This window comes from Janthinobacterium amylolyticum (assembly GCF_051380655.1).
Classification (GTDB): Bacteria; Pseudomonadota; Gammaproteobacteria; order Burkholderiales; family Burkholderiaceae_D; genus Janthinobacterium.
Genome location: NZ_JBNYXL010000002.1, coordinates 141,883 through 168,040, shown reverse-complemented (window position 1 = coordinate 168,040; position 26,158 = coordinate 141,883). Strand labels below are relative to the sequence as shown.

The window sequence follows — 26,158 nt, the reverse complement described above, 5'->3', positions numbered from 1 at the left end:
CGCGCCGCCATCGCCCCTGGAGGCGTGCATGGCGTGTGACCAGTGAGTCAAACCATGCTACAGAGAAAAGGTTTTGCTTAGGAAAGTTTTCTTGAGGCAATGAGAGATTTCCCCCATTTTCCAGGAAAAAGCACGCGTTCTAGAGGGTTTTATCTAAATAGCACGCGGTGCAAAACCACACTTTCGCTATATTTTTCATACACTTATGGATAATTCAAGACAAAATGACCTGACCGGCACCTGGCTGCCGTTCGGCCATGAAAAACGCCGCCCGCGCGTAACAGATCGCGGGCGGCGCCAGTGCTGGCAGTGCTGTAGCTAACGCTTATTCGCGCTTCGAGACCAGGGTCAGGATGTCATAGCTGGCGACCAGTTCCTCGTTCTGGTTCGTCACCTGCACGTCCCACGCGACCACGCCCTGGCCCACGCCAAACACGTCCTTGCGGTTGCGGTCGACCTTGCGCTTGCATGTGAGGCGCGCGCGGATGGTGTCGCCAATCGCCACCGGCGCGACAAAGCGCAGATTATCCAGGCCATAGTTGGCCAGCACGGGGCCGACGCCAGGCGAGACGAACAGGCCGGCGGCGGCCGACAGCACGAAGTAGCCGTGGGCGATGCGCTTGCCGAACTGCGATTCCTTGGCGGCGATTTCGTCGAAGTGCATGTAGAAGAAATCGCCGGAGATGCCGCCAAAGGCGACGATGTCCGCTTCGCTGACGGTGCGGCGGTGTGTCAGCAGCGAGTCGCCCGTCTTCAAGTCCTCGAAGTGCTTGCGGAACGGGTGGATCGGGCTTTCATTGACGTCCGCGCCGCGCACGTATTCGCCCGTGATGGCCGCCAGCATGGTGGGCGAGCCTTGCACGGCCGCCCGCTGCAGGTAATGGCGCACCGCGCGCACGCCGCCCAGCTCCTCGCCGCCGCCCGCGCGGCCAGGGCCGCCGTGCTTCAGTTGCGGCAGGGGCGAGCCATGGCCCGTCGAATCGACGGATGCCACGCGTTCGAGCACGTGCACGCGGCCATGCGTGGCGGCCACTTGCGGCACCACGCGCGCGGCGATCTTCGGATCGCGCGTCACCAGGGTGCTCACCAGGCTGCCCTTGCCACGCGCGGCCAGGGCCAGCGCCTCGTCGATGTCCTTGTAGCCCATCATGGTGCTGACAGGGCCGAATGCTTCCACGTCGTGCACGGCGTCGTTGCCGAACGCGTCGCGGCACAGCAGCAGGGTCGGCGAGAAGAAGCTGCCGTCATGGGCGCCATCGCCCAAAGGACTGAAACCGTCGGCCGCGCCGAACACCACTTCATTACCCTGCGACAGGGTGGCGACACGCTCGGCCACGTCGTTCTGCTGCTCTTTCGAGGCCAGCGCGCCCATGCGCACGCCCTCGATGGACGGGTCGCCCACCACCACCTTGGCCAGGCGTTCGCGCAGGCGCGTACCAACGGCATCCATCAGGTGCTCCGGCACGATGATGCGGCGGATCGCCGTACATTTCTGCCCCGACTTGCCCGTCATTTCACGCACGACTTCCTTGACGAACAGATCGAATTCCACGTCGTCGGGCGTGACGTCCGGCGCCAGGATGGCGCAGTTGAGCGAATCGGCTTCGCCGTTGAAAGGCACGGACTGGGCGATCAGGTTCGGATTCGTGCGCAGCTTGGCGGCGGTGGCGGCCGACCCTGTAAACGTGACGAAATCCTGGCCATTCAGGCGGTCCAGCAAGTCGCCCGTGGAGCCGATCACCAGCTGCAGACTGCCGGCCGGCAGCAAGCCCGATTCATGCATCATGCGCACGACGGCCTGTGTCAGGTAGCTCGTCGCCGTGGCCGGCTTGGCGATGCAGGGCATGGCCGCCAGGAAGCTCGGCGCGAACTTTTCCAGCAAGCCCCAGATGGGGAAGTTGAAGGCGTTGATGTGCACGGCCAGGCCGCCGCGCGGCACCAGGATGTGCGTGCCGGCGAAACCGCCTTTTTTGCCCAGCGCGATGGCCGGTCCTTCGTGCAGCACGTTCGACGACGGCAGCTCGTGGCTGCCCATGCTGGCATAGGCGAACAGGGTGCCCGTGCCGCCTTCGATATCGACCCAGCTGTCGGCGCGCGTGGCGCCCGACAGGTGCGAGATCGCATACAGTTCTTCCTTGCGCTCGACCAGGTACAGGGCCAGCGCCTTGAGGCGCGCGGCGCGCTGCTGGAAGTCCAGCGCCATCAGGCCCGGAACGCCCGTCCTGCGCGCATACGTCACCGCTTCGTCGAAGTCGATCTTTTCCGCGTGCGTGTGATAGATGACGCGGTTATTCAAGGCGCTGTGCAGTGGCACGGCGGCGCTGTCGCCCAGCCAGCGGCCGGCGATCAGGCTTTGCAGGGTTGAAACATGAGCCATTTTTTTCTCCATAAATGATGTTGGCGGTGGCGTCGGATTACGCGGGGCTTGGCCCCGCTATTCCGACCTACGCCCATATTGCTTATTGCGCGGCGGCGTTCTTGTGCAAATGCAGCGGCAATGCGGATTCAAAATTCAGGCGCTGGCGGTTTGCCTCGACTTCCGTCAGGGCTTCCACCTCGCGCATCGTCTGCATCGAGCGCACGGCCAGTTCGTGGTACTGTCCCGTGCCCGAGCTTTTCCATTGGATTTCATCGTCGGTCAGCGCGCGGATGATTTTCGCCGGCGTGCCGACCACCATGCTGCGCGGCGCGACGATCATGCCTGCCTTCACAAAGCTCATGGCGGCGACGATGGATTCCTCGCCGATGATGGCGTTGTCCATCACCACGGCATTCATGCCGACGAGCGCATTGCGGCCGATGCGGCAGCCATGCAGCACGGCGCCATGGCCCACATGGCCATCGACTTCGACCACCGTGTCGCAGCCGGGGAAACCGTGCATGACGCAGGTGTCCTGCAGGTTCGCGCCTTCTTCCAGGATCAAGCGGCCGAAGTCGCCACGGATCGACGCCAGCGGGCCGATATAGCAGCGCGGCCCGATGATCACGTCGCCGATCAGCACGGCCGACGGATGCACGTAGGCGCTGGGGTGGACGACGGGGGTGACGCCGTTGATTTCGTAGACTTTGACCATGGTGTTTTCCTTTTAACTATCGTGCCATGTGCGTAGGTCGGATTAGCCGGAACGGCGTAATCCGACAAACACCTGTAGCGCCAACAATGTTGTCGGATTACGCGCTACGCGCTAATCCGACCTACGTCCTTACATGCCCAGGTAGGCGCTCTGCACCTGCTCGTTATGCAGCAATTCAGGCCCCGGCCCGGACAGGGTGATGGCGCCCGTCTCGATCACGTAACCCACGTCGGCGATCGACAGGGCCGCGTGGGCGTTTTGCTCGACGAGGAAGATGGTGATGCCCTGGTCGCGCAGTTCGGCCACGATGCGGAAGATTTCCGCGATCAGGAGCGGCGCCAGGCCCATGCTCGGCTCATCGAGCAGCAGCAGTTGCGGGCGGCCCATCAGCGCGCGCGCCATGGCCAGCATCTGCTGCTGTCCGCCCGATAAAGTCCCGGCCAGCAGCAAGCGCTTTTCCTTCAGAATCGGGAACAGGCCGTACATGCGCTCCATGTCGCCCACCACGTCCTGCGGCGGGCGCGTAAAGGCGCCCAGGCGCAGGTTGTCTTCCACCGTCATGGGTCCGAACACCTGGCGGCCCTCCGGCACCTGGCAGATGCCGCTGCGCACGCGCTTGTCTGCGCTCATGCGGCTGACGTCCTGGCCGGCGAAAGCGATGCTGCCGGCGCTGATCGGCTGCACGCCGGAGATGGCACGCAGCAGGGTCGTCTTGCCGGCGCCGTTGGCGCCCACCAGCGCCACCAGCTGGCCCTGGCGCACCTGCAGGTCGATGCCGTGCAGGGCCTGGATGCGGCCATAGTGGCTGGTCAATCCCTGGATGTCGAGCACCAGCGGTGTCTGAGGTTTTTCCATCTTCATCATGCCGCCACTCCCAGATACGCCGCCACCACGTCGGGGTTCGCGCGCACTTCGGCGGCGGTCCCTTCGGCCAGCTTCTTGCCATAGTCGAGCACCAGGATATGGTCCGACAGATTCATCACCAGTTTCATGTCATGTTCAACCAGCACCACCGTCACGCCCGACTGCGCCACCTTGCGGATCAGCGCTTCAATCTCGCCCGTCTCCGTGTGGTTCAGGCCCGCCGCCGGTTCATCGAGCAGCAGCACTTTCGGCTTGGCTGCCAGCGCGCGCGCGATTTCCAGGCGTTTCAAGGCGCCATACGACATCTGCCCCGCCTCGTCGCCGATGTGCCGGCCCACGCCGACAAACTCCATCAGGCCCGCCGCCTCGTCGCGGCAGGCCGCATCGGCGCGGCGCACGGACGGCAGGCGCAGCATGGAGGCGAACAGGTTCTGGTTCAGGCGCAGATGCGCACCCACCATCACATTGTCGATGGCCGTCATGTTCATGCACACTTGCAGGTTCTGGAAGGTGCGGCTCATGCCGCGCCGCGCCAGCGCATCGGGCGGCATGGCGGCCACGTTCTCGCCATTGAGCAAAATCTCGCCCTTGCTCGGCGTGTACACGCCCGTGATCAGGTTGAACAGGGTCGTCTTGCCGGCCCCGTTCGGCCCGATCACGGAATGGATATTGCCTTCCTTGACCGTGAAGCTGACATCCTGCACCGCGTGCACGCCGCCAAAGCTTTTGCTCAGATTATTAATCGTCAGCATCTCACACCTCCTGTGCCGGTGGTTTTGCCGCGCCTTCAGGGGCTTTGGGTGCCTGCGGCAGCCCTGCCCGCTTGCGCGAACGGCTGGCCAGGCTCGGCACCAGGCCCTTGGGCATGAAGATCATGGTGGCCATCAGGATCACGCCAAACACCACCGTTTCCCAGCCTTCAAAACTGGACAGTAGTTGCGGCAGAATCGTCAGCAGGGCCGCGCCGATGATGGAACCGAAGATCGACGCCATGCCGCCCACCACCACCATCGTCACCAGCTCGATCGAGTGGAAGAAGCCGGCCAGGTTGGGCGTGATGAAACCGATGTAATGGGCGCTGATGCTGCCCGCGATGCTGGCAATGACGGCCGACAGCACGAACACGCGCACCTTGAAGCGGGTCGTGTCGACACCGACCACGCGGGCCGCCACTTCCGAACCGTGGATCGCCTGCAGCGCGCGGCCGACAGGCGAATCGATCAGGTTCAGGGCCAGCCACGTGACCAGCAACAGCAGCACGGCGCACACCAGGTACCAGGATTTTTCACCGGCGATTTCCAGCCCGCCCAAGGTGAAGGCGGACACGCCGATGCCGTCCGGGCCGCCCGTCCACTGCGTCTCGTTGTTGATGACGATGGAAATGATGATGCCCAGGCCCAGGGTCGCCATGGCCAGGGTATGGCCTTTGAGTTTCAGCACCGGACGGGCGAGCAGCAGCGCCAGCAGACCGGTGGCGACGGCGCCGGCGGCCAGCGCGGCCAGCGGCGGCCAGCCGTAGTGCGTGGTCAGCACGGCCGACGCATACGCGCCCAGGCCATAGAAACCGGCGTGGCCCAGGCTGATCTGGCCCGTGTAGCCCATCAAAAGATTGAGGCCGATGACGACGATGGCGTTCAGGGCGATGCGGATCGCCACGTCATAGTAGAAGGCGTTGCTGAGGAACAGGGGCAGGATGGCCAGGATCAGCGCAAGCAGTATCAAGCCGCCGTGGCGCGAACGTGTCAAAAAGTTGCTCATACACGCTCCGAATTTTTAGCGCCAAACAGGCCTTGCGGCAGGAAGAACAGGATTAACAGAATCAGCACGAACGGCACCGCGTCCTTGTAGGCGGACGAGATGTAGCCGGCCGTCATGGCTTCGGCGATGCCGAGGATCAGGCCACCGGCGATTGCGCCGGCGCCGCCACCGAGGCCGCCAAGGACGGCGGCGACAAAGCCTTTCAGGCCCAGCATGATGCCCGCGTCATACGAGGTATACGTGATCGGTGCGACCAGAATGCCGCCCGCCGCGCCCAGCAGGGCCGACAGGCCGAACGAGAACAGCAGCACCTTGCGCGTGTTGATACCCACCAGTTGCGCGGCCAGCTTGTTGTGCGAGGTGGCCAGCATGGCCTTGCCCATCAGAGTGCGGCCGAAGAACCAACCCAGCACCAGCACGATGACGACCGTCACGCCCAGCACCCACAGGCTTTGCGGCAGCAGGCTGGCGCCAAGGAATTCGATCGGCGCGTCGCCGGAAAAGGCTGGCAGCGAATGCGTATCCTTGCCCAGCCAGATTTGCACCAGGCCGCGCAGCACGAGCGAGGCGCCGATGGTGATGATCAGCAGAGTGATGACCTGCGCGTTCTGCGCCGGTTCGATCACGGTTTTTTCCATCAAGAGGCCCACGATGCCGGTGGCGATGACGGCCAGGATGATGGCCAGCGGCAGCGGCACGCCGGCGGCCGACATCACGGCGGCCAGCATCCCGCCCAGCATGATGAACTCGCCCTGGGCGAAATTGATCACGCCGCTGGTGTTGTAGATGATGGTAAAGCCCAGCGCCGCCAGCGCGTAGGCGGAACCGACCGTCATCCCGGAATACAAAAATTGCAGAAATTGAGCGACTTCCATGGTGTCTCCATTATGTTCGGCTACGCGCGGGCCGCCTTCGAGGGCGGCCTCGCACAGGTGCTTCCGGCTTACATCATTTCGACAATTGCCATTCGCCGTTCTTCACTTCGACCATGCGGAAGGCCGACAGGTCCAGACCCATGTGGTCTTTTGCCGACATGTTGAAGACGCCCGTCGTGCCGACAAATCCCTTGGTCGACTCCAGCGCCGCGCGCACTTTTTCGCGGTCCGTGCCGCCGGCGCGCTTGATGGCGTCGACCGACAGGTTCAGGGCGTCGAGCGCATAGCCGCCAAAGGTCGACGGATCGATCTTGTAGCGCTCTTTATACGTCTTGTCGTAGCCGACAACGACGGCCTTTTGCGCGTCGCTGTCCGGCAGCATGGCGCCAATCAGCAGGGCTGGCGTCGGCAGGCGCACGCCTTCGGCGGACTTGCCCGACAGTTTCAGATACTCGTCCGACGCCACGCCATGCGACTGGTACAGCGGCAGCGCGGCCATGCCCAGCTGGCCGTAGTTCTTGGTCACTACCGCCGGGCCCTGGCCCAGGCCGAAGACGAAGACGGCTTGCACGCCCTTGGTATTCTTGATGCGGGTCAGCTGCGCCGTGATGTCCGTGTCCTTCGGACCGTAGGTTTCATCGGCCACCAGGGTGATGCCGTATTTGGCGGCGACGATCTGCGATTCCTTGCGGCCCGAGGCGCCGAAGCCGCTCGTTTCCGACAGCAGGCCCACCTTGCTGATGCCGCGCTTCTTCATGTCCTCGAATACCTTCTCGGCCGCCATGCGGTCCGTATGCGGCGTCTTGAAGACCCATTTCTTGACCGGGTCGATGATCACCACGGCGCCTGCCAGCGAAATGAAAGGCATGCTGGCGCGGTCGACCAATGGCGCCATGGCCATCGTCGCGCCGGTGGTGGTGCCGCCGATCAGCACGTCGACCTTGTCCGACTCGATCAGGCGCTTGGTAAAGCCGTTGGCCTTGGCCGCATCGCTGCCGTCGTCGTAATGCACCAGTTCCAGCTTGCGTCCCAGGACGCCGCCGGCAGCGTTGATCTTCTCGATGTACAGCTGCAGGGTTTTCAGTTCCGGGTCGCCCAGGAAGGCGGCCGGGCCCGTGACAGACAGCACGGAACCGATCTTGATGTTATCGGCCGCATACGCGCCCGCGGCGGACATGGCCAGCACGCCGGCGATCAGGGTTTTCTTGAAGATATTGGCAATCATTATGGTCTCCACCAGGTTGGCACTACGGTCAATTATGGTCGGCGCTTTTTTACAAGCCTGCGCCTTTTATTTTCGTTTTTATACGCGTTCAATTACTACAGCAATACCCTGCCCCACGCCGATGCACATGGTGCACAGCGCATAGCGCCCGCCAGTCCGTTCCAGCTGGTTCAACGCGGCCATCATCAGGCGCGCGCCCGATGCGCCCAGCGGGTGGCCGATGGCGATCGCGCCGCCATTCGGATTCACGTGGGCCGCATCGTCAGCCAGACCCAGGTCGCGCGTCACGGCAAGGGCCTGCGCCGCAAACGCCTCATTGAGTTCAATGACATCCATCTGCGCGATGGTGAGTCCCGTCTGCGCCAGCACCTTGCGCGACGCTGGCGACGGTCCAAAACCCATGATGCGCGGCGCCAGGCCAGCCGTGGCCATGCCCAGCACTTTTGCGCGCGGCGTCAGCTTGTATTTGTCGACGGCGGCGGCGGACGCCAGCAGGATGGCGCAGGCACCGTCGTTCAAGCCCGAAGCATTGCCGGCCGTGACGGTGCCATCCGCTTTCACTACACCCTTGAGTTTCGCCAGCATCTCGATCGAGGTGTCCGGGCGCGGATGTTCGTCGCTGATGACCATTTTCGGATCACCCTTTTTTTGCGGTACGGCGACGGGCACGATCTCGCGCTCGAACACGCCAGCGGCGTGGGCGGCTGCCCAGCGCTGCTGGCTGCGCAAGGCCAGCGCATCCTGATCGGCGCGGCTGATGCCAAATTCCACGGCCACGTTTTCCGCCGTTTCCGGCATGGTGTCGATGCCGTACTGCGTTTTCATCTTGCCATTGACGAAGCGCCAGCCCAGGGTCGTGTCTTCGATTTTCGCCGCGCGCGAAAATGCGCTGTCGGCCTTGCCCATGACGAACGGCGCGCGCGTCATGCTTTCCACGCCGCCGGCGATGATCAGTTCCGCTTCGCCTGCCTTGATGGAGCGGGCCGCCATGCCGACGGCGTCCAGGCTGGAGCCGCACAGGCGGTTGATGGTGTTGCCCGGCACGGCCGCCGGCAAGCCGGCCAGCAGCGCGGCCATGCGGCCCACGTTGCGGTTGTCCTCGCCCGCCTGGTTGGCGCAACCATAAAACACGTCATCAATGGCGGACCAGTCGACGGACGGGTTGCGGGCGATCAGCGCGGCGATCGGCAGCGCGCCCAGGTCGTCGGCGCGCACGCTGGACAGCGCGCCGCCATAGCGGCCAAACGGTGTGCGTACGGCGTCACAAATAAAGGCTTCGTTCATGTCTGCTTCCTTGTTCGGGCTATCAGGAGAAAATTTTCGGGCGCTGGTCGATCACGCGGCGGGCCTTGCCCGTCAGGGTGCGTTCGATGCCGGAAGCGGCGACCAGGCGCACGCGCGTGCTCACGCCCACGTGCGTCTTGATGCGGTGTTCCAGTTCGCGCGCCAGGGCATCCGTCTCGCTGGCCGAGATGGTAGCGGTCAGGTCGATGCGCAGTTCGGCCACCACTTCCAGCTTGTCCAGATGGCCGTCACGCGTGACCACCAGCTGGTATTGCGGCGACAGGCGCGGCATCTTGAGGATCAGTTCCTCGATCTGCGTGGGGAAGACGTTCACGCCGCGGATGATCAGCATGTCGTCGGAACGGCCCGTGATCTTGCCGATGCGGCGCATCGAGCGCGAGGTGGCCGGCAGCAAGCGGGTCAGGTCGCGCGTGCGGTAGCGAATGATGGGCAGCGCCTCTTTCGACAGCGAGGTAAACACCAGTTCGCCCTCTTCGCCGTCCGGCAGCACTTCGCCCGTTTCAGGGTCGATGATCTCCGGGTAAAAATGGTCTTCCCAGATAACGGGGCCGTCCTTGCTCTCGATGCATTCGGAGGCCACGCCAGGGCCCATCACTTCCGACAAGCCGTAGATATCGACGGCGTCGATGCCGGCACGCGCTTCGATTTCCGAGCGCATGGCGTCCGTCCACGGCTCGGCGCCAAAGATGCCCACCTTCAGCGACGATTCCGCCGGGTCCAGGCCCTGGCGCGTGAATTCCTCGATGATGTTGAGCATGTAGGACGGCGTGACCATGATGATCGATGGCTTGAAATCCTGGATCAATTGCACCTGCTTTTCCGTCTGGCCGCCGGACATCGGAATGACCGTGCAACCGAGACGCTCGGCGCCGTAATGCGCGCCCAGGCCGCCCGTGAACAGGCCGTAGCCGTAGGAGATGTGCACCATGTCGCCCGCGCGGCCACCGCCGGCGCGGATCGAACGCGCCACCACATTGGCCCAGGTATCGATATCGTTCTGCGTGTAGCCAACCACCGTGGCCTTGCCCGTGGTGCCGCTCGACGCGTGGATGCGCACCACTTGCTCGCGCGGCACGGCGAACAGGCCGAACGGATAATTGTCGCGCAAGACTTTTTTATCGGTGAACGGAAATTTGGCCAGGTCGGACAGCGATTTGAGGTCGTCCGGATGCACGCCCGCTTCGTCAAAAGCGGCGCGGTAATGGGGCACGTTGTCATAGGCGTGCTTGAGCGACCATTTCATGCGTTCGAGCTGCAGCGCCTGCAGTTCATCCTTGCTGGCGCGCTCGATCGGCTCGAGGTCATTCGGTGCTGGGGTTCTCTGGACCATCTCTGTCTCCTGAATCGGTTCTTTAACTATGTAATTCGTTGCGGCAGTTCAAGCCTGCTCTTGTCACTTCAATTGCTGATGACTTCACCCGCCACGCGGATCGACTTGCCGCGGAAGAGCGCGATGGCGCGGCCTTCCTGGTTGCTGACCTTGACGTCGTAGACGCCGCTCTTGCCGGCCAGCGCCTGTTCGACGGCGTGCGCCGTCAGCACGTCGCCTTCGCGGCCCGGCGCCAGGTAGTCGATGGTGCAGCCGGCGCCCACGGTATTCATGTTGTAGCTGTTGCAGGCAAACGCGAAGGCGCTGTCGGCCAGGGCAAAGATGAAGCCGCCGTGGCAGGTCTGGTGGCCATTGAGCATGTCGGCGCGCACCGTCATGGTCATGCGCGCATGGCCCGGGCCCACGTCGGCCAGGGCGATGCCCATGGCGGCGGTGGCGTTATCGCGCGACAGCATGGAGGCGGCGGCCGCTTCGGCCAGCGCTTGCGCGCTCAGATTGTGGTTCTTGTCTGACATATCATTCGGCATGAAAGCGGGCTCCATTGGCAAGTTTGCGGCGCAGCAGCGGCGAGACGCGATAGCGGTCTTCGCCATAGCCCAGCGCCAGGTGCTGCAATACGGTCACGATGTGCTGGACGCCGACGGCATCGGCCCAGGCCAGCGGTCCGCGCGGATAGTTGACGCCCTTCTGCATGGCGATATCCACGGCGGCCACGGTACACACACCCTGGTTGACGGCGTCGGCCGCCTCGTTGGCCAGCATGGCGACCGTGCGCATGACGGCCAGGCCGGGCACGTCGTCCAGGCGCGTGACGGTGAAACCGGCCGCCTGGAACAGGCCGACGACGGCCGAGTAGGCGGCATCGCTGCACTGGTCGGCGCGCGCCACGGCGATGCGTTTGGCACCGGCATAGTCGAGTGCCAGGTCGAACAGCACCGTATCGGGGTGCTGGTTGTCGTGCGCGCGCTGGGTGGCGCTGCGGCCATCGCTCAGGTAAATCGCGGCGCCGTTGCAATGCAGGGCCGGCGCCTCGTCATGCGCCTGGCCTTCCTGCATGACGCGGCGGCTGACGGTGATGCCGGCCTGCTCCAGGCGCTGCACCAGGCTGTGAATGATGCCGCTGTGGCCACGGCCATCGCCGCCGATGGCCGCCGCCAGGGCGACAAATTCCGGGGTCGCCTGTGCGCTTTCCGCCTGTGCCACAGGAGCGCTCGCGCCTTCGCCGTACGGGTAAAAACCACGGCCCGATTTGCGGCCGAGGAAACCGGCATTGACCATTTCCTGCTGCAGCACGGAAGGCGTGAAGCGCGGGTCGTTGAAATAAGCGCCAAACACGGATTGGGTGACGGAGAAATTCACGTCGTGGCCGATCAGGTCCATCAGTTCGAAAGGCCCCATGCGGAAACCGCCCGCTTCGCGCAGCACGGCATCGATGGTGGCGGCGTCGCCCGCCTGTTCGTTCAGCAAGCGCCAGCCTTCCGCATAGAACGGACGGGCGACGCGGTTGACGATGAAGCCCGGCGTCGATTTCGCATGCACGGGATTCTTGCCCCAGGCGATCGAGGTGTCATACACGGTAGCGGCCACTTGCGCGCTGGTAGCCAGGCCACTGATCACTTCGACCAGCGCCATCAGGGGCACGGGATTAAAGAAGTGCATGCCGACCAGGCGCTCCGGGCGGCGCAGCTTGGCGGCGATCGCCGTGACGGAAATCGACGACGTGTTTGTCGCCAGGATGCAGTCGTCGCCGACCAGCGCTTCCAGTTCGGCGAACAGGCCGCGCTTGACGTCGAGGTTTTCCACGATGGCTTCCACCACCAGGGCAGCATCGCTCACATCGGCCAGGCTGCCGGCCGCCTGCAGGCGCGCCGTGGCGGCCGTGGCTTCATCGGCCGTCATGCGGCCCTTTTCGGCCAGCTTCGCATACATCTTGCCAATGTCGGCCAGCGCCTTGCTGACGGCTTCCGCCCGCGTATCGTACAGTTTGACGCGGTAGCCGGCGGCGGCCGCCACCTGCGCGATGCCCGCGCCCATGGCACCGCTGCCGATGACGGCGACGATGCTGTTGTTGTCCAGAGCTGCCATATCAGTGTCCCTTGAATTGCGGTGCGCGCTTTTCCATGAAGGCGGCGACGCCTTCGCGGTAATCGTCGCTGTTACCAAGATCGCTCATCATGCGCGCTTCCAGCGCCAGTTGCTGCGGCAGGGTGTTGGCGCCGCTGGCGGCCAATGCCTGCTTGGTGTAGGCCAGGCCCTTGGTCGGCGCGGTGGAAAAGTGCACGGCCAGCTTGCGCGTTTCTTCCGCCAGATGGGCATCGTCGACGCATTTCCAGATCAGGCCCCAGTCTTCGGCTTTTTCCGCCGTCAGTTTTTCGCCCAGCATGGCCAGGCCCATGGCGCGCGCCGAACCTATCAGGCGTGGCAGGAAGAAGGTGCCGCCCGTGTCCGGGATCAGGCCCAGCTTGCAGAACACTTCGACGAAGCTGGCCGATTTGCCGGCGATGACGATGTCGCAGGCCAGCGCCAGGTTGGCGCCCGCACCGGCCGCCACGCCATTGACGGCGCAGATCACCGGCATCGGCAGGGCTTTCAGGGCCAGCACCAGCGGCGCATAGTTCTTTTCCACCGATTCGCCCAGGTCCACGCCCTTGGAACCCGGTTCCACGGCGCGGTCGGACAGATCCTGGCCCGCGCAAAAGCCGCGGCCCGCACCCGTCAGCACGAAGACGCGCACGGAATTGTCCGCGTTGACCTTGGCAATCGCATCGCGCACTTCCTCGTGCATGGCCTGGGTGAAGCTATTCAGTTTGTCGGGGCGGTTCAGGGTCAGGGTGGCGATGCCCTGTTCGATGGTGAAGAGGATATTTTGGTAGGTCATGGCGTGTCTCGGTTTTTAGTTTTCAACCCAAGGATCAGAAAGGTCGGTCCTGCGGAATCGTTATTCGGCCCACTGGGCCGAATACCCCCTTAAGGTCCGACCCCAGTCTTCGCTTGGGGTCTGATGTTATTCAGCCTGGTCGAAATCGACCACCACCTTGTCGGTCAGCGGAAAACTCTGGCAACTGAGGACAAAGCCGCGCGCCACTTCGTAGTCTTCCAGCGCGTAGTTGACGTCCATTTCCACTTTGCCGTCGAGTATCTTGCAGCGGCAGGTCGAGCATACGCCGCCCTTGCATGAGTAGCGCATGTCCAGCCCGGCGCGCAGGCCGGCGTCGAGGAGGGATTCCTTGTCCTTGTCCATCGTGAAGGTGGTGTGGTTGCCATCCATGATGACGGTCACTTCCGTTTCCTGCACGGCGTCCGCAGCCATCTGGGCGCGCGGCTTATGCAGGTTTTTCGGGATGCTGGCGGCGAACAGTTCGATCTTGATATTCTGCTTGGGCATGCCGGCCGCCTGCAGGGCGGCGGAGACGCCCAGCATCATGTCTTCCGGGCCGCAGATGAAGGCGTTGTCGTAGTCTTCGACCTTGATCCAGTGCTGCAGGAACTGTTCACATTTTTCCTGCGTGATACGGCCGTTGAACAATTCGATATCCTGCTGCTCGCGGCTCATCACGTACACCAGGTTCAGGCGCTCCAGATACACGTCCTTCAAGTCCGTCAATTCTTCCTTGAAGATGACGGACGACGAGGCGCGGTTACCGTAGAACAGCGTGAAGCGGCTCAGGGGTTCCGTCAGCAGGGTGGTCTTGATGATGGAAAGGATGGGCGTGATGCCGCTGCCGGCCGCGAATGCCAGGTAATGCTTGCGGTTGACGCAGTCGAGCGGCACGTTGAAGTGGCCCATGGGCGGCATCACGTCGATGGTGGCGCCGGCTTTCAGGGTGTCATTCGCCCAGGTGGAAAAGGCGCCGCCGGGCGTGCGCTTGATAGCCACGCGCAGGCTGCCGTCCTGCACCGCGGAACAGATGGAATACGAGCGGCGCACGTCTTCCGCGTTGATATTGGCGCGCAGGGTCAGGTGCTGGCCCTGCTGGAAGCGGAACTGCTGCTGCAGTTCCGCCGGCACGTCGAACGTGACGGCGATGGTGTCGCGCGTTTCGTTGCGCACGTTGGCCACACACAGCGGATAAAATTTACTCATGCTTCATCTCCAGTTTCTTCGGAACGTGTGCCTGGTTTTTTTAGTGGCACTTGAAGTAATCAAACGGTTCGCGGCAATCGATGCATTTGTACAGCGCCTTGCACGGCGTGGAGCCGAACTGGCTGGTCAGCTGCGTATGCGTCGAGCCGCAGTTCGGGCAGATCACGTCCAGCTTCGGCATGGGCTGGCGCTTGACGCCACCCGCTGTTCCGCTACGCAGGCCGCTGATGTCGATCACCTGCTGCTGCGGCGGGGCGATGCCATAGCCTTTCAGCTTGGCCTTGCCCGCTTCGCTCATCCAGTCCGTGGTCCAGGCGGGCGACAGCTGGTTCACCAGGGTCACCTTGTCCACGCCATGGCTGCGCAAGGCCTCGGTGACGGCATCGGCGATCACCTGCATGGCCGGGCAGCCCGAATACGTGGGCGTGATCGTCACGATGCACTCTTCGCTGCTGACCACGTCGACGGCGCGCACGATGCCCAGGTCCACCACCGAAATGACGGGAATTTCCGGGTCCGGCACGTCGCCGAGCCAGGCCCAGACCTGGGCGGCATCCAGCGTCGCGGCGCCAGCGGCCGTGTTCATTACCACTCCGCCCCGGGATAGGCGCGCTGCAGGAACTGCATCTCGGCCAGAATAAAACCCAGGTGCTCGGTGTGCGTGCCCTGCTTGCCGCCTTTTTGCATCCAGGCGTCGGACGCCGGCATGGTCAAGGTGGCTTCAGCGAAGATCTCGGCCACGTGTTCGAGGAAGGCCTGGCGCAGGATGTCCGATGGCGGCGCGATGCCGGCAGCGACCATGGCCTGGTCGACGGCGTCGTACTTGAACATCTCGCCCGTGTACATCCACAGCTTGTCGGCGGCGGCTTGCGTTTTCGCGTGGCTGTCCGCCGTGCCATCGCCCAGGCGCACGATCAGGTCGCCGCTGCGGCGCAGGTGGTACGTGACTTCCTTGATCGACTTTTGCGCCACTTCGACGATGCGGCCATCCGTCGATTTCAGCAGCTCCAGCAGCTGGAAGTAATGCCAGCTGTCGAAGAAGAACTGGCGCATCATGGTGTCGGCGTAATTGCCGTTCGGCTGTTCGACCAGCAGGCAGTTCTTGAAATCATGGGCGTCGCGCAAAAAGGCGATATCGTCCTCGTCGCGACCCGCGTTTTCCAGTTCCGCCGCATAGCTGAACCACAAGCGCGTCTGGCCCAGCAAGTCCAGCGCCACGTTGGTCAGCGCCATGTCTTCTTCCAGCGCCGGACCCTTGCCGCACAGCTGCGACAGCTGCTGGCTGAGGATCAGGGCGTTGTCGCCCAGGCGAAAAAGATAATTGACCTTGTCATCCATTACAGGCGCTCCCATCACAGGTTCTTGACTTCTTCCGGCATCGGGAAGAAGGTGGGATGGCGGTACACCTTGCTGTTCGACGGTTCGAACAGGGCGCCCTTGTCGCCGGGGCTGCTGGCGACGATATCGGCCGCGCGCACCACCCAGATGCTCACGCCTTCATTGCGGCGCGTGTAGACGTCGCGCGCATGGTTGACCGCCATGGTGGCGTCGGACGCGTGCAGGCTGCCCACATGCTTGTGCGCCAGGCCGTGCTGGCTGCGGATGAAAACTTCCCACAATGGCCATTCTTTGCTCATGTTGCTATCCCCTATCTGTGTATTTATATTCAGGCTGCCGCTTTGCTAGCGGCTTGCTTGTCTGCATACGCGACCAAGGCATCGCGGAACCATGCGCCATCTTCATACGCTTTCACGCGCGTTTGCAGGCGCTCGCGGTTGCACGGGCCGTTGCCCTTCAGGACGTTGTTGAACTCGGACCAGTCGATCTCGCCAAATTCATAGTGGCCCGTTTCGGCATTGAATTTCAGGTCGGGATCGGGCACGGTCAAGCCCAGGTATTCAATTTGCGGCACGGTCTGGTCGACCATGCGCTGGCGCAATTCGTCGTTCGAGAACAGCTTGATGCGCCATTGCGCCGACTGGGCGCTGTTGACGGAAGCGGCGTCGGACGGGCCGAACATCATCAGCGACGGCCACCACCAGCGGTTCAAGGCATCTTGCGCCATGGCTTTCTGTGCCGGCGTGCCCTTGCACAGCGACATCATGATGTCGTAGCCCTGGCGCGCATGGAACGATTCTTCCTTGCAGACACGGATCATGGCGCGCGCATACGGGCCATACGAGCAGCGGCACAGGGGAATCTGGTTGATGATGGCGGAACCGTCGACCAGCCAGCCGATGGCGCCCATGTCGGCCCACGACAGGGTGGGGTAGTTAAAGATGCTGGAATATTTGGCTTTGCCCGAGTGCAAGGCGGCCAGCAGATCGTCGCGCGACACGCCCAGGGTTTCCGCAGCGCTATACAGGTACAGGCCGTGGCCCGCTTCATCCTGGATCTTGGCCAGCAGGATGGACTTGCGTTTCAGGGTCGGGGCGCGCGTGACCCAGTTACCTTCAGGCAACTGACCGACGATTTCCGAGTGCGCGTGCTGCGAAATCTGGCGGACCAAGGTCTTGCGGTAGGCGTCCGGCATCCAGTCCTTGGCTTCGATCTTGATGCCTTCGTCGATGCGCGCCTGGAAAGCGCGTTCTTCCTGCCCCATGTCATCGATGGAGCGGACATTTTTGAGGCCGGTTTCAACCATTTGTGCGTACATGATGTGTCTCCCATGTCTTGATGTTGCGCAGCAGCGCAGCGCGATGAAGTAATAATACGATACAAAAAACAATTTGCATACACTTGATGTGAATCATTTTAAAAAATCGTATCTTGTGCAGCTTTTTTGTGCGTATGATATTGCTTATGAGAAAACACTCCGGAGCGCTACCAGCGCGCCCGGCAAATTATTGACGCGCTACCCGCGCAGCCAAGTAAACTGCTGCTTTTATTGAATCGACCGCAACACGGCCAGACCGGAACCACATGAAGAACACCCGCTGCACGGCATGGATAGCCGATTTCCTGGAAAGCGACCCACCGCGCTCGAAGTCCCTGGTGATGACGATTTTTGGCGACGCCATCGTGCCGCGCGGCGGCGCCATCTGGCTGGGCAGTCTGATCGACCTGCTGGCGCCGTTCGGCGTGAATGACCGGCTATTGCGCACCAGCGTGTTCCGCCTGGCGCAGGAAGGCTGGCTCAGCTCGCAAAGGGATGGCCGCCGCAGCGCCTACACGATACGTCCGGACGCGCTGGCCCGCTTCGAGCGCGCCTACCGCCGCATCTATGCGCCATTGGTAGTGCACTGGGATGGCAGCTGGACCCTGGTGATCGGCCCGGCCGGCAGCATCGGCGCCGCGGAACGGGGCGCACTGCGCAAGGAATTATTGTGGGCCGGCTATGGTTTGATTTCCCCCGGCATCTTTGGCCACCCGGCCAGCAATGCGGAAGCGCTGGAAGACATTCTTGTGCGCAACGAGGTCCAAGGCAAGCTGTATGTCTGCCACACCACGGAATTGCCGGGCGTGAGCGCGCGCCCCCTGCGCGACATGGTCGGTGAATGCTGGGATCTGTCGGAAGTGATGGCCGGCTACGCAAAATTCATTGCCAGCTTCCAGCCGCTGCTGACCGTGTTGCAGCAAGAACCCGTGTTCGACGCGGAGCAGGCGTTCGTCATCCGCTCGCTGCTGACGCACGCCTACCGCCGCGTGCAATTGCATGACCCGCAACTGCCCGTCGAGCTGCTGCCCGAACCGTGGCCCGGCACGCAAGCCTACGCGCTGGCGCGCGACCTGTACCGCATCACGTATGCGGCGGCCGAGGAACATATCCTGGCGACATTGCGGCGCGAGGATGAGCATGCCCCCGACGTCGAGCCGTGGTTTTTTGAACGTTTTGGCGGCCTGACTACTTGAACGTCTGAAAAATGTTCAGGGCCAGGCGCGTGGCCGCAGGCAGTACGACTAGTACGCCAAGGCAACGCAACGCCGCCATGGACATTTTCTCAGGCGTTCACTGCTTCGCCACCACTTGCTTGGCCCCTGCCAGCAAATCCTGCCCCAGCTTTTCCAGCGCATTGGTCTGCACCAGCATGGTGTCGAGGATGGCCGCGTTGAAGGTGAACTCGGCCGGCGTCGTGTAGCCGGGAAAACGCAGGATGCGCAGCAATTCCTGCAAGGTGGTGCCCTTGCCCAGATGCGCCAGGGCGTCGCTGAGGGCGCTGACTTTCTTTTCCAGCTCGCGGATGTGGTTGCCGTTGTCGTCCATGATGCTCTCCCCATGTTGGAGCTATCACCTTAGCAAAGCATGCACTACGCCGTTTGCGCCAGCACAAAGGCGCGGCTAAAACGGGTATCATCGCGCCATTGCACACGATGCAAAACCCATACGTTTTTATCAGGAACACACATGACCATTAAAATCAGCCAGCAATTCGATGCCGGCGCGATCGAGGTGCTGCGCGCCGACGATGCCCAATCCATCGAGCTGAACATCCGCAAGGATTCCCACGCCGACATCACGCAGTGGTTTTACTTCCGCCTGCAAGGCGCGCAGGGCGAGGCGTGCACGATCCGCTTCATGAATGCGGGCAAGTCGGCCTACCCGGACGGCTGGAAAGACTACCAGGCTGTCGCCAGCTACGACCGCGAAACGTGGTTCCGCGTGCCGACCAGCTATGACGGCACGGTGATGACCATCGAACACACGCCGGAAGAAGAAAGCGTGTACTACGCCTACTTCGAGCCGTATCCATGGGACCGCCACCTGGCCCTGATCGACAGCGCCCAAGCGTCGCCGCTGGTGCGCTTGATCGACCTGGGCAGCACTGTCGAAGGCCGCGACATGAATCTGCTGGTGGTGGGCGATGCCGATGCCGAGACGAAAGTCTGGGTCATCGCGCGCCAGCACCCCGGTGAAACGATGGCTGAATGGTTTGTCGAAGGCATGCTCGAAGCATTGCTGGACCAGGCCAATCCGTTTGCCCGCCAATGCCTGCAGGACGCCGTCTTCTACGTGGTGCCGAACATGAATCCGGACGGTTCCGTGCATGGCAACCTGCGCACCAACGCGGCTGGCGCCAACCTGAACCGTGAATGGATGACGCCGTCGATGGAACGCAGCCCGGAAGTGTTCCTGGTGAAACAGAAGATGCATGAAATTGGCTGCGACCTGTTCCTCGACGTGCATGGCGACGAAGGTTTGCCTTACGTATTCGTGGCCGGCAGCGATGCGCTGGAGAATTTCACGCCGGCGCAAAAAGCCGAGCAAGACCGCTTCATCGCCGATTTCAAGGTGGCCAGCCCCGACTTCCAGGATGTGTACGGCTATGAAGACGGCCCGTTCACGCCGGAAGTGCTGACCATGGGTTCGCCCCACATCACGCACGCCTTCGGCTGCCTGGCCCTGACCCTGGAACTGCCGTTCAAGGACAATGCTAACGATCCCGACCCGCAAACGGGCTGGAGCGGTGCCCGCAGCGCCGCCCTGGGTGCTGCCGTACTGCAACCGATCCTGGCGACCCTGCGCGCTTGATCGCTGTATTCGCAGCGTTGATGCATTAACAGCGCCGCCATCACGCGGCCCGCCTGTCGCAGGCGGGCCGCGTTCCCCTGCGTTTCCCTCTTCATCAGCCCTTGGCTACCTTGCGCAGCGCCGCCACCAGCTTGTCCAGATGCGACTCCGGCGTAAAGATGCCCGGCGTCACGCGCACGCACGCGCCGTTGGCCAGGCCATCGCGCGGCACGGCAAAGATGCCGTGCTCCTGCACCAGTTTTTTCGACAGGGCAAAATTATCGGCCACGCTCGTCTTGCCTTTCAAGCGGAACGACGCGATAGCGCTCGTCAGGCGTGGATCGGCTGACGCCAGCACCTCGATGCCGTCGATGCCGCGCGCCGCCTCCACCCAGCGGTTGCGCAGCAGCCGCAGCCGCGCCTGCTTGTTGGCCACGCCGATGTGCGCATGCAAGTCCAGCGCCGTGGGCAGGCTCAGGTAGGCGGCGAAATTCACCGTGCCCGTGTGCACGCGGGTGCGGATGTCGTCGCCCGCAGTTTCGTCCCGCACTTCGCCCATAAAGGGGTCAATGTCGGCCACCCTGCCCCGCTTGATGTAGATGGCGCCCACGCCCACGGGCGCACCGATCCACTTGTGCAGGTTGATACCGGCAAAGTCCGCCTGCAGGTCGGGTATCGTCATGTCCAGCTGGCCAAAGCCGTGCGCCGTGTCGACGATGACATCGATGCCCCGCTCGCGCGCCAGGCGGCTGATCTCGGCCACGGGCAAGACCATGCCATTGCGGTGATTCACATGCGTGAGCAGCATCAGTTTCAGCTTCGGATGGCGCTCCATGGCGGCAACATACGCGGCCACGACGCTATCGTGCGTAAACGGTTCCGGGATGGCGATCGACACCACCTCGGCGCCGCGCCGCTGCCGCAGCCAGCGCGTGACGGTGATCATATTGTCGTAATCGATGTCCGCGTAGAGCACGGTATCGCCGGGACGCAAGCGGTTATAGCCGGCGATCAAGACTTGCAGCGCTTCCGTCGCGCCCCGCGTCAGCACGATTTCATCGATGCCCACGCCCAGCGCCCTGGCGGCTGCCGCGCGCGCCGCCTCGAAGTCCGCAGGAAAGCGCATGCGCGCATACCAGGCATTGTCGCGGTTGACCATGCTCAGCTGCTGCTCGTAATGCGACAGCACGGGCCTGGCCATTGAACCCCAGAAGGCATTGTCGAGCTGGATCACCGCGTCCGTCGTGTCGTACTGCGCGACCACCGCCTGCCAGTAGGCCTGGTGCGTGGCCAGCATGTCCGGTGTCATGCCGGCCGGCACGGCTGGCAGCGGCGGCAAGGCGGCGGCCGGCGGCGCGGCGTCCGCAGCGCCTGCGGCAAAGGGCAGCGCGGCGGCCAGCGAGCTGGCGCACAGCAGCGCGCGGCGTTGTGGATTCATTTTCAAAGTTTCCCCTTAAAATTTCACTTTGTACTCGACATACAGGTTGCGGCCATCCGTGTCGTACGGCGCATTGCGCGAATAAATCAAGCCGCGGCTGGCCTGGAACGTTGCTTCATCGGGATATTTATCCAGCACGTTATCGACGCCTATGCGCAGCGACTGCTTGTCGCTGATCTTGTAGCTGGCCGCCAGGTCCAGGAATTGCATGGCACCAAAACGCTGGAAGATGTCGCCCGTGGCATTGCCCGAATTGTCCGTCCACGCGCCATAGTAGCGCACGCGGGCCAGAGTATTCCAGCTGCCCAGGTCATAGTTGCCGCTGATGGTGGCTTTCTGGCGCGGCAGGCGTTCCTCGAAGACCTGGCGCTGGGCCGGATTCGTCACCAGGCTGGAATTGCCGCCATCGACTTTGGTCGTGTTGTAGTTGTAGGCAAGGGTCAGGTTCAGCTTGCCATCCCCGATACGGCTCAGGTGGCTGCCGACGATATCGATGCCGCGCGTGGTGGTATCGAAGTCATTCGTAAAATAGCTGATGGACGTGTAGCGCAGCGGATTGGCCACGCCGGCCGGCACGGCAAATGCGGCGGACGTGCTGAAGCGGTCGCTGACCTTGATGTCATATACGTCCACGGAACCGGAGAAGCCCGCCGGCGTCTTCCAAGTAAAACCCAGCGACAGGTTTTTCGATTTTTCCGGCTTCAAGGCCTTGGCGCCCAGCAGCATGGCCAGCGGATCGTTGTTGGCCAGGCGGCCGCTGGTAAACAGCAGCAGGGTCTTGGTATCGAGGCCCTGGTTGGTGCTGTTGGTATTCGACTGGCCAGGCGTAGGCGCGCGGAAGCCCGTCGAGTAGGAGCCGCGCAAGGCCATGTCCTCGCTCAGCGCATAGCGCGCCGACAATTTGCCATTGACGGTGCTGCCGAATTCGGAGAAATGCTCATAGCGGGCCGCGCCGCCCAGGCTCAACGCCTTGCTGACGGGCACTTCCACGTCCAGGTAGGCCGCATAGCTGTCCTGCCCCCAGCTGCCCGCCTGGCGATCGCTGAAGCCGGGGGCGCCGTTCGCGTTCGCGTCGAGGCCGATGGCCGCGCCCGGTCCCACCAGGTAGGACGCCGCATCGCCCGCCTTCACGCCATAGGTTTCATTGCGCGCTTCGGCGCCGAAGGCGATGTTCACCGGCTGCGGCAGGGATGCCACGGGCAATTCATAGTTGAAGTTGGCGTTGAGGATTTTTTCCGTCTGCGACAACTGGCCCAGGTAGAACGCCGTCGGGCTGCTCGGTCCCATCGAGGCGTTGATGGAATTGGCCAGGTGGTAATCGATGCGGTTGCGGCCCCAGGAAGCGCTCACATCCCAGCCGAAGCGCTCGTTGAAATGGCCGCGCACGCCGGCCACCACCTGTACGTCATCCTGGTCGTTCGAATAGCTGGGGCTGAAGCCGAGCGGATAGATGCTGCGCAAGTCCCAGCCGGGGAACAGGGTGCTGGTCTTGTACGCGCCCGTGCTGGTATCGGGATTGCGCCAGTTGAAGTCCGAGGTGCCGTCGCTGCGGCTGAACAGGCCGAAGCCATACAGTTCCGCCGTGTCGGACAGGGCCATGCTGGCATTGAAGCCGATGCGCTTGCTGTCGAGCTCAGGCTGGCCCCAGCGCTGCACGGGATTCGGCACCTTCAGTTCAGGATGGGCATTCTGGAAGGCGATGGCATCGGCCCGCTGACGCGTGCGCGAGGTGGGATCGGACTGGGCCAGCGCGCCGAAAAGCGTTGCCTTGCCCGTCTCGCCAAACGCAAAGCCCGTCTTCAGGTTGAGTTCATTGGCCTTGCCGTCGCCTTCCGAATATTGCGAGTGGTGTACGGAAATTTCCGTGCCGACCGTGTCGTCGAGAATGATGTTGATCACGCCGGCGATCGCGTCGGAACCGTACTGCGCCGAGGCGCCGTCGCGCAGCACTTCAATGCGCTTGATGGCGGCAACGGGAATCTGCGCCAGGTCGGGCGCCTGCGCGCCGCGCGCGCCCAGCAGCGCGCTGCGGTGGAAGCGCTTGCCATTGACCAGCACCAGGGTCTGGTCCGGCGACAGGCCGCGCAAGGTGGCGGGACGGACGAACACTTGTCCATCGGCCATCGGCAGGCGCTGCACCACGTACGAGGGCACCAGTTGCGCCAGCACATCGTTCAAGTCCGACGACTCGACGGCGCCGATATCTTCGCGGTTGAATACATCCACGGGCGCCATGGTGTCGAATTGCGTGCGGTTGCTGCCGCGCGTGCCCGTGACGATCACGGCTTGCGGGGCCTCGAGGGAGTCGCTGGCGGCAGCGGCGGCGGGCGCATCGCCATGCGCTTGCGCCTGACTGGCGAACACGGCGGTCATGCCACACATCAGGGCCACCGCGCGGGCGATGCGGGTACGGAAATAGGTCATGGGGAGTCACTTGGCAGGTTGGATCAACAACGACGCGTCACGGCAAGACTCGCATCTTGCATGAAATATCACGAAGTTCGGCTTACTTACATTAAAAGCATCTAAATTGCGCAGATAACGTCAGATGGCGTCATCATACGAAGGCAATGTTTCATCCGTATGACGAGCTGATCGGTGCTGCGAAAAACCACACGCCCATGAAAAAAGGCGCCAGCGGCGCCTGTAGTGGAGCAAGTAACGACGTCAGCCGCCCGCCACCACCATGCTCTCGATGAGGATGGAACCGGTCTGTTTGGTGCCGCGGCGCAGCACGTCGGCGCCGACGGCAACGATGTTGCGCAGCATGTCTTTCATGTTGCCGGCGATGGTGATTTCTTCCACCGGATACTGGATCACGCCATTTTCCACCCAAAAACCGGAAGCGCCGCGCGAATAGTCGCCCGTCACGTAGTTGGTACCCTGCCCCATCAATTCCGTCACCAGCAAGCCCGTACCCAGCTTTTTCAGCATGGCAACGAAACCGTCATGGGCGGCCGTCTCTGTCGAGGTCAGGTACAGATTGTGCGAACCACCGGCGTTGCCCGTGGTCTGCATGCCCAGCTTGCGGGCCGTGTAGGTCGACAGGAAATAGCCTTGCACCACGCCATCCTTGACGACGTCGCGGCTGACGGTTTTCACGCCCTCCTCGTCGAACGGCGCCGAGCCGACGCCGCCGATCACGTGCGGGTCCTCGAAGATCTGCACGTGCGACGGCAGCACCTGCGTGCCCAGGGAGTCGAGCAAGAACGTGGACTTGCGGTACAGGGCGCCGCCCGAGGTGGCTTGCACATAGGTACCCAGCAAGCCGGCAGCCAATGGCGCCTCGAACAGCACGGGACAGGTGCGCGTACCGAGCTTGCGCGCGTTCAGGCGCGACAGGGCGCGCTCGGCGGCGTAGCGGCCGATGGCTTCAGGACTCGACATTGTGGAGGCATCGCGCACGGACGAATACCAGTCGTCGCGCTGCATTTTCGCCCCCTTGCCGGCAATCGGCGCGACGGACAGGGTGTGGCGCGAGAACGGATAGCCGCCGATGAAACCGCGCGAATTGGCCGAAACAAAGTGCGATTGCTGCACGTGCACGCCCGCGCCTTCGCTGTTGGTGATGCGCGGGTCGACGGCAAAGGCGGCCGCTTCGGCCCGCTGGGCCAGCACCACGGCTTCCTCGGCGGATATCAGCCACGGGTAATACAGTTGCAAGTCGCGCGGTGCCATTTCCAGCAGCTCGGCGTCGGCCAGGCCCGCGCAATCGTCCTCGGCCGTGAAGCGGGCGATGTTGTAGGCGGCGTCCACCGTGGCGCGCAGGGCGGACGGGGAAAAATCGGAGGTACTGGCATTGCCGCGTTTCTTGCCAACAAACACGGTCACGCCCATGCCCTTGTCCTTGTTTTGCTCGATCGTCTCGATCTTGCCTTTTCGGACAGACACGGACAGGCCGCCGCCTTCGCTGACTTCGACGGCGGCATCAGTGCCGCCCGCTTCCCGCGCAAAAGACAACACATCACGGGCCAGTTGCTGCAATTGCTCTTGACTATGGGTAAATACGGAGTCGTTCATGCGCTGTTTTCTTCGGAAAGCCGCTAAAACGGTTATCATAGCAGTCGTTTACAGTTTACAGGAGCGGTCCACAAGTCCTCTCCCGCCTTTATATCATGCCAAATCCAAACCGGGGAGCTTGCGGCTTCCAATCCACCGAATTCGAACAGGAATATGAACGTCCTTCGAAGTCGGAACTCAAGCGCCAGATGACCGTCCTGCAAAAGCTGGGCGAAGAACTTGTCAATGAGGCACGTGACCGCGTCAAGCGCGTTCCGATGCCGGAAGACGTGCGCGACGCCATTCTCGAGTGCCAGCAGATCAAGGATCATGAAGGCCGCCGCCGCCAGCTGCAATACGTGGGCAAGAAAATGCGCACCCTGGACGAGGAAGAAGTTGCCGCCATCCAACGCACCATCGATAGCTGGAAAGGCTTGTCGAAAGCCGACACGGCGAATATGCACGCGATGGAACGCCGCCGCGACAAGCTGTTGACGGACGACAAGGCGCTGACCGTCTTGCTGTCGGAAAACCCGGAACTGGACGTTCAGCACCTGCGCACCCTGATCCGCAATGCCCGCAAGGAGCAGGCCGAGAACAAGCCGCCAAAAGCCTACCGTGAAATCTTCCAGATCTTGAAAGAGATCGCCAAGAAGAACAACGGCGGCAAGAAAGATGCCGACGAAGATGACGTTGAAGGCGACGACGACGAGTAAAAACTGGGGTCAGACCCGGCGGGTCTGACCCCGAAAGTAGC

Annotated in this window: 24 protein-coding genes; 3 read left to right on the top strand and 21 right to left on the bottom strand. The window is 62.9% G+C overall.

Going from position 1 to position 26,158, the window contains the following annotated elements:
* Window positions 1–325: 325 nt before the first annotated feature.
* The 17 genes from paaZ to paaA form a co-directional block, all read right to left on the bottom strand.
* Window positions 326–2,377 (bottom strand): phenylacetic acid degradation bifunctional protein PaaZ, encoded by a 2,052-nt coding sequence (paaZ, locus tag ACQ4WR_RS04355; protein WP_436485556.1) that lies wholly within the window; start codon window positions 2,375–2,377, stop codon window positions 326–328.
* 82 nt (window positions 2,378–2,459) lie between these two features.
* Window positions 2,460–3,074 (bottom strand): phenylacetic acid degradation protein PaaY, encoded by a 615-nt coding sequence (paaY, locus tag ACQ4WR_RS04350; RefSeq protein WP_102294659.1) that lies wholly within the window; start codon window positions 3,072–3,074, stop codon window positions 2,460–2,462.
* Between the two features lie 129 nt (window positions 3,075–3,203).
* On the bottom strand, window positions 3,204–3,935 hold the full coding sequence (locus ACQ4WR_RS04345) for an ABC transporter ATP-binding protein (RefSeq protein ID WP_436486092.1): 732 nt from the start codon (window positions 3,933–3,935) through the stop codon (window positions 3,204–3,206).
* The gene (locus ACQ4WR_RS04340; protein WP_102294660.1) at window positions 3,935–4,690 is read right to left on the bottom strand and encodes an ABC transporter ATP-binding protein; all 756 of its coding nucleotides are present in this window, start codon (window positions 4,688–4,690) and stop codon (window positions 3,935–3,937) included. The genes ACQ4WR_RS04345 and ACQ4WR_RS04340 overlap by 1 nt, the downstream gene beginning before the upstream one ends.
* Before the next feature lies 1 nt (window position 4,691).
* Window positions 4,692–5,696, bottom strand: a complete 1,005-nt coding sequence (locus tag ACQ4WR_RS04335) for a branched-chain amino acid ABC transporter permease (protein ID WP_102294662.1) — start codon at window positions 5,694–5,696, stop codon at window positions 4,692–4,694.
* Window positions 5,693–6,571 (bottom strand): branched-chain amino acid ABC transporter permease, encoded by an 879-nt coding sequence (locus ACQ4WR_RS04330; protein ID WP_034780386.1) that lies wholly within the window; start codon window positions 6,569–6,571, stop codon window positions 5,693–5,695. The genes ACQ4WR_RS04335 and ACQ4WR_RS04330 overlap by 4 nt, the downstream gene beginning before the upstream one ends.
* 73 nt (window positions 6,572–6,644) lie before the next feature.
* Window positions 6,645–7,796, bottom strand: coding sequence for an ABC transporter substrate-binding protein (locus tag ACQ4WR_RS04325; protein WP_436485553.1), 1,152 nt, complete (start codon window positions 7,794–7,796; stop codon window positions 6,645–6,647).
* Between the two features lie 78 nt (window positions 7,797–7,874).
* On the bottom strand, window positions 7,875–9,080 hold the full coding sequence (gene pcaF, locus ACQ4WR_RS04320; protein WP_436485552.1) for a 3-oxoadipyl-CoA thiolase: 1,206 nt from the start codon (window positions 9,078–9,080) through the stop codon (window positions 7,875–7,877).
* Between the two features lie 22 nt (window positions 9,081–9,102).
* A complete protein-coding gene (gene paaK, locus ACQ4WR_RS04315) occupies window positions 9,103–10,431 on the bottom strand; it encodes a phenylacetate--CoA ligase PaaK (protein ID WP_102294669.1) in 1,329 nt (442 codons plus the stop codon).
* A gap of 68 nt (window positions 10,432–10,499) precedes the next feature.
* Window positions 10,500–10,958, bottom strand: coding sequence for a hydroxyphenylacetyl-CoA thioesterase PaaI (gene paaI / locus ACQ4WR_RS04310; RefSeq protein ID WP_436485550.1), 459 nt, complete (start codon window positions 10,956–10,958; stop codon window positions 10,500–10,502).
* Entirely contained in the window at window positions 10,948–12,516 is a 1,569-nt protein-coding gene (paaH, locus tag ACQ4WR_RS04305) for a 3-hydroxyacyl-CoA dehydrogenase PaaH (RefSeq protein ID WP_436485548.1), read from the bottom strand. Before paaH ends, paaI begins: the two co-directional genes overlap by 11 nt.
* A gap of 1 nt (window position 12,517) precedes the next feature.
* The gene (paaG, locus tag ACQ4WR_RS04300; protein ID WP_436485547.1) at window positions 12,518–13,309 is read right to left on the bottom strand and encodes a 2-(1,2-epoxy-1,2-dihydrophenyl)acetyl-CoA isomerase PaaG; all 792 of its coding nucleotides are present in this window, start codon (window positions 13,307–13,309) and stop codon (window positions 12,518–12,520) included.
* A gap of 126 nt (window positions 13,310–13,435) precedes the next feature.
* A complete protein-coding gene (gene paaE, locus ACQ4WR_RS04295) occupies window positions 13,436–14,515 on the bottom strand; it encodes a 1,2-phenylacetyl-CoA epoxidase subunit PaaE (protein WP_102294676.1) in 1,080 nt (359 codons plus the stop codon).
* Between the two features lie 40 nt (window positions 14,516–14,555).
* On the bottom strand, window positions 14,556–15,101 hold the full coding sequence (gene paaD, locus ACQ4WR_RS04290; protein ID WP_436485546.1) for a 1,2-phenylacetyl-CoA epoxidase subunit PaaD: 546 nt from the start codon (window positions 15,099–15,101) through the stop codon (window positions 14,556–14,558).
* Complete coding sequence (gene paaC, locus ACQ4WR_RS04285) at window positions 15,101–15,853, bottom strand: 1,2-phenylacetyl-CoA epoxidase subunit PaaC (RefSeq protein WP_436486090.1); 753 nt, start codon at window positions 15,851–15,853, stop codon at window positions 15,101–15,103. Before paaC ends, paaD begins: the two co-directional genes overlap by 1 nt.
* Window positions 15,854–15,867: 14 nt before the next feature.
* Complete coding sequence (gene paaB, locus ACQ4WR_RS04280) at window positions 15,868–16,152, bottom strand: 1,2-phenylacetyl-CoA epoxidase subunit PaaB (protein WP_034746356.1); 285 nt, start codon at window positions 16,150–16,152, stop codon at window positions 15,868–15,870.
* A 29-nt stretch (window positions 16,153–16,181) separates the two neighbouring features.
* On the bottom strand, window positions 16,182–17,171 hold the full coding sequence (paaA, locus tag ACQ4WR_RS04275) for a 1,2-phenylacetyl-CoA epoxidase subunit PaaA (protein ID WP_436485544.1): 990 nt from the start codon (window positions 17,169–17,171) through the stop codon (window positions 16,182–16,184).
* A 266-nt stretch (window positions 17,172–17,437) separates the two neighbouring features.
* Here paaA and paaX point away from each other — a divergent pair, with 266 nt between their 5' ends.
* On the top strand, window positions 17,438–18,367 hold the full coding sequence (paaX, locus tag ACQ4WR_RS04270) for a phenylacetic acid degradation operon negative regulatory protein PaaX (RefSeq protein ID WP_436485542.1): 930 nt from the start codon (window positions 17,438–17,440) through the stop codon (window positions 18,365–18,367).
* Between the two features lie 97 nt (window positions 18,368–18,464).
* Here paaX and ACQ4WR_RS04265 read toward each other — a convergent pair whose 3' ends face one another.
* On the bottom strand, window positions 18,465–18,719 hold the full coding sequence (locus ACQ4WR_RS04265) for a hypothetical protein (protein ID WP_436485540.1): 255 nt from the start codon (window positions 18,717–18,719) through the stop codon (window positions 18,465–18,467).
* Window positions 18,720–18,860: 141 nt separating this feature from the next.
* Between ACQ4WR_RS04265 and ACQ4WR_RS04260 the strand changes: the two genes are divergently transcribed.
* On the top strand, window positions 18,861–19,985 hold the full coding sequence (locus ACQ4WR_RS04260; RefSeq protein WP_436485538.1) for a M14 family metallopeptidase: 1,125 nt from the start codon (window positions 18,861–18,863) through the stop codon (window positions 19,983–19,985).
* A 94-nt stretch (window positions 19,986–20,079) separates the two neighbouring features.
* Here ACQ4WR_RS04260 and ACQ4WR_RS04255 read toward each other — a convergent pair whose 3' ends face one another.
* From ACQ4WR_RS04255 to pmbA, 3 genes are all read right to left on the bottom strand, one after another.
* Complete coding sequence (locus ACQ4WR_RS04255) at window positions 20,080–21,402, bottom strand: aminotransferase class V-fold PLP-dependent enzyme (RefSeq protein WP_436485536.1); 1,323 nt, start codon at window positions 21,400–21,402, stop codon at window positions 20,080–20,082.
* 15 nt (window positions 21,403–21,417) lie between these two features.
* A complete protein-coding gene (locus tag ACQ4WR_RS04250; protein ID WP_436485534.1) occupies window positions 21,418–23,826 on the bottom strand; it encodes a TonB-dependent receptor plug domain-containing protein in 2,409 nt (802 codons plus the stop codon).
* A gap of 243 nt (window positions 23,827–24,069) precedes the next feature.
* Entirely contained in the window at window positions 24,070–25,422 is a 1,353-nt protein-coding gene (gene pmbA, locus ACQ4WR_RS04245; RefSeq protein WP_436485532.1) for a metalloprotease PmbA, read from the bottom strand.
* A 95-nt stretch (window positions 25,423–25,517) separates the two neighbouring features.
* On the opposite strand from pmbA, the gene yjgA reads away from it, so the two are divergent.
* On the top strand, window positions 25,518–26,117 hold the full coding sequence (gene yjgA, locus ACQ4WR_RS04240) for a ribosome biogenesis factor YjgA (RefSeq protein WP_102297305.1): 600 nt from the start codon (window positions 25,518–25,520) through the stop codon (window positions 26,115–26,117).
* Window positions 26,118–26,158 lie beyond the last annotated feature (41 nt).

Coding starts and splice junctions, on each gene's coding strand:
- paaA (WP_436485544.1), bottom strand. CDS start 17,171: ATGTACGCACAAATGGTTGAAACCGGCCTCAAAAATGTCCGCTCCATC.
- paaB (WP_034746356.1), bottom strand. CDS start 16,152: ATGAGCAAAGAATGGCCATTGTGGGAAGTTTTCATCCGCAGCCAGCAC.
- paaD (WP_436485546.1), bottom strand. CDS start 15,101: ATGAACACGGCCGCTGGCGCCGCGACGCTGGATGCCGCCCAGGTCTGG.
- pcaF (WP_436485552.1), bottom strand. CDS start 9,080: ATGAACGAAGCCTTTATTTGTGACGCCGTACGCACACCGTTTGGCCGC.
- ACQ4WR_RS04325 (WP_436485553.1), bottom strand. CDS start 7,796: ATGATTGCCAATATCTTCAAGAAAACCCTGATCGCCGGCGTGCTGGCC.
- ACQ4WR_RS04260 (WP_436485538.1), top strand. CDS start 18,861: ATGACCATTAAAATCAGCCAGCAATTCGATGCCGGCGCGATCGAGGTG.
- pmbA (WP_436485532.1), bottom strand. CDS start 25,422: ATGAACGACTCCGTATTTACCCATAGTCAAGAGCAATTGCAGCAACTG.
- ACQ4WR_RS04330 (WP_034780386.1), bottom strand. CDS start 6,571: ATGGAAGTCGCTCAATTTCTGCAATTTTTGTATTCCGGGATGACGGTC.
- paaE (WP_102294676.1), bottom strand. CDS start 14,515: ATGAGTAAATTTTATCCGCTGTGTGTGGCCAACGTGCGCAACGAAACG.
- paaX (WP_436485542.1), top strand. CDS start 17,438: ATGAAGAACACCCGCTGCACGGCATGGATAGCCGATTTCCTGGAAAGC.
- ACQ4WR_RS04340 (WP_102294660.1), bottom strand. CDS start 4,690: ATGCTGACGATTAATAATCTGAGCAAAAGCTTTGGCGGCGTGCACGCG.
- ACQ4WR_RS04265 (WP_436485540.1), bottom strand. CDS start 18,719: ATGGACGACAACGGCAACCACATCCGCGAGCTGGAAAAGAAAGTCAGC.
- paaK (WP_102294669.1), bottom strand. CDS start 10,431: ATGGTCCAGAGAACCCCAGCACCGAATGACCTCGAGCCGATCGAGCGC.
- ACQ4WR_RS04335 (WP_102294662.1), bottom strand. CDS start 5,696: ATGAGCAACTTTTTGACACGTTCGCGCCACGGCGGCTTGATACTGCTT.
- paaZ (WP_436485556.1), bottom strand. CDS start 2,377: ATGGCTCATGTTTCAACCCTGCAAAGCCTGATCGCCGGCCGCTGGCTG.
- paaI (WP_436485550.1), bottom strand. CDS start 10,958: ATGCCGAATGATATGTCAGACAAGAACCACAATCTGAGCGCGCAAGCG.
- paaY (WP_102294659.1), bottom strand. CDS start 3,074: ATGGTCAAAGTCTACGAAATCAACGGCGTCACCCCCGTCGTCCACCCC.
- yjgA (WP_102297305.1), top strand. CDS start 25,518: ATGCCAAATCCAAACCGGGGAGCTTGCGGCTTCCAATCCACCGAATTC.
- paaG (WP_436485547.1), bottom strand. CDS start 13,309: ATGACCTACCAAAATATCCTCTTCACCATCGAACAGGGCATCGCCACC.
- ACQ4WR_RS04255 (WP_436485536.1), bottom strand. CDS start 21,402: ATGAATCCACAACGCCGCGCGCTGCTGTGCGCCAGCTCGCTGGCCGCC.
- ACQ4WR_RS04250 (WP_436485534.1), bottom strand. CDS start 23,826: ATGACCTATTTCCGTACCCGCATCGCCCGCGCGGTGGCCCTGATGTGT.
- paaH (WP_436485548.1), bottom strand. CDS start 12,516: ATGGCAGCTCTGGACAACAACAGCATCGTCGCCGTCATCGGCAGCGGT.
- paaC (WP_436486090.1), bottom strand. CDS start 15,853: ATGGATGACAAGGTCAATTATCTTTTTCGCCTGGGCGACAACGCCCTG.
- ACQ4WR_RS04345 (WP_436486092.1), bottom strand. CDS start 3,935: ATGAAGATGGAAAAACCTCAGACACCGCTGGTGCTCGACATCCAGGGA.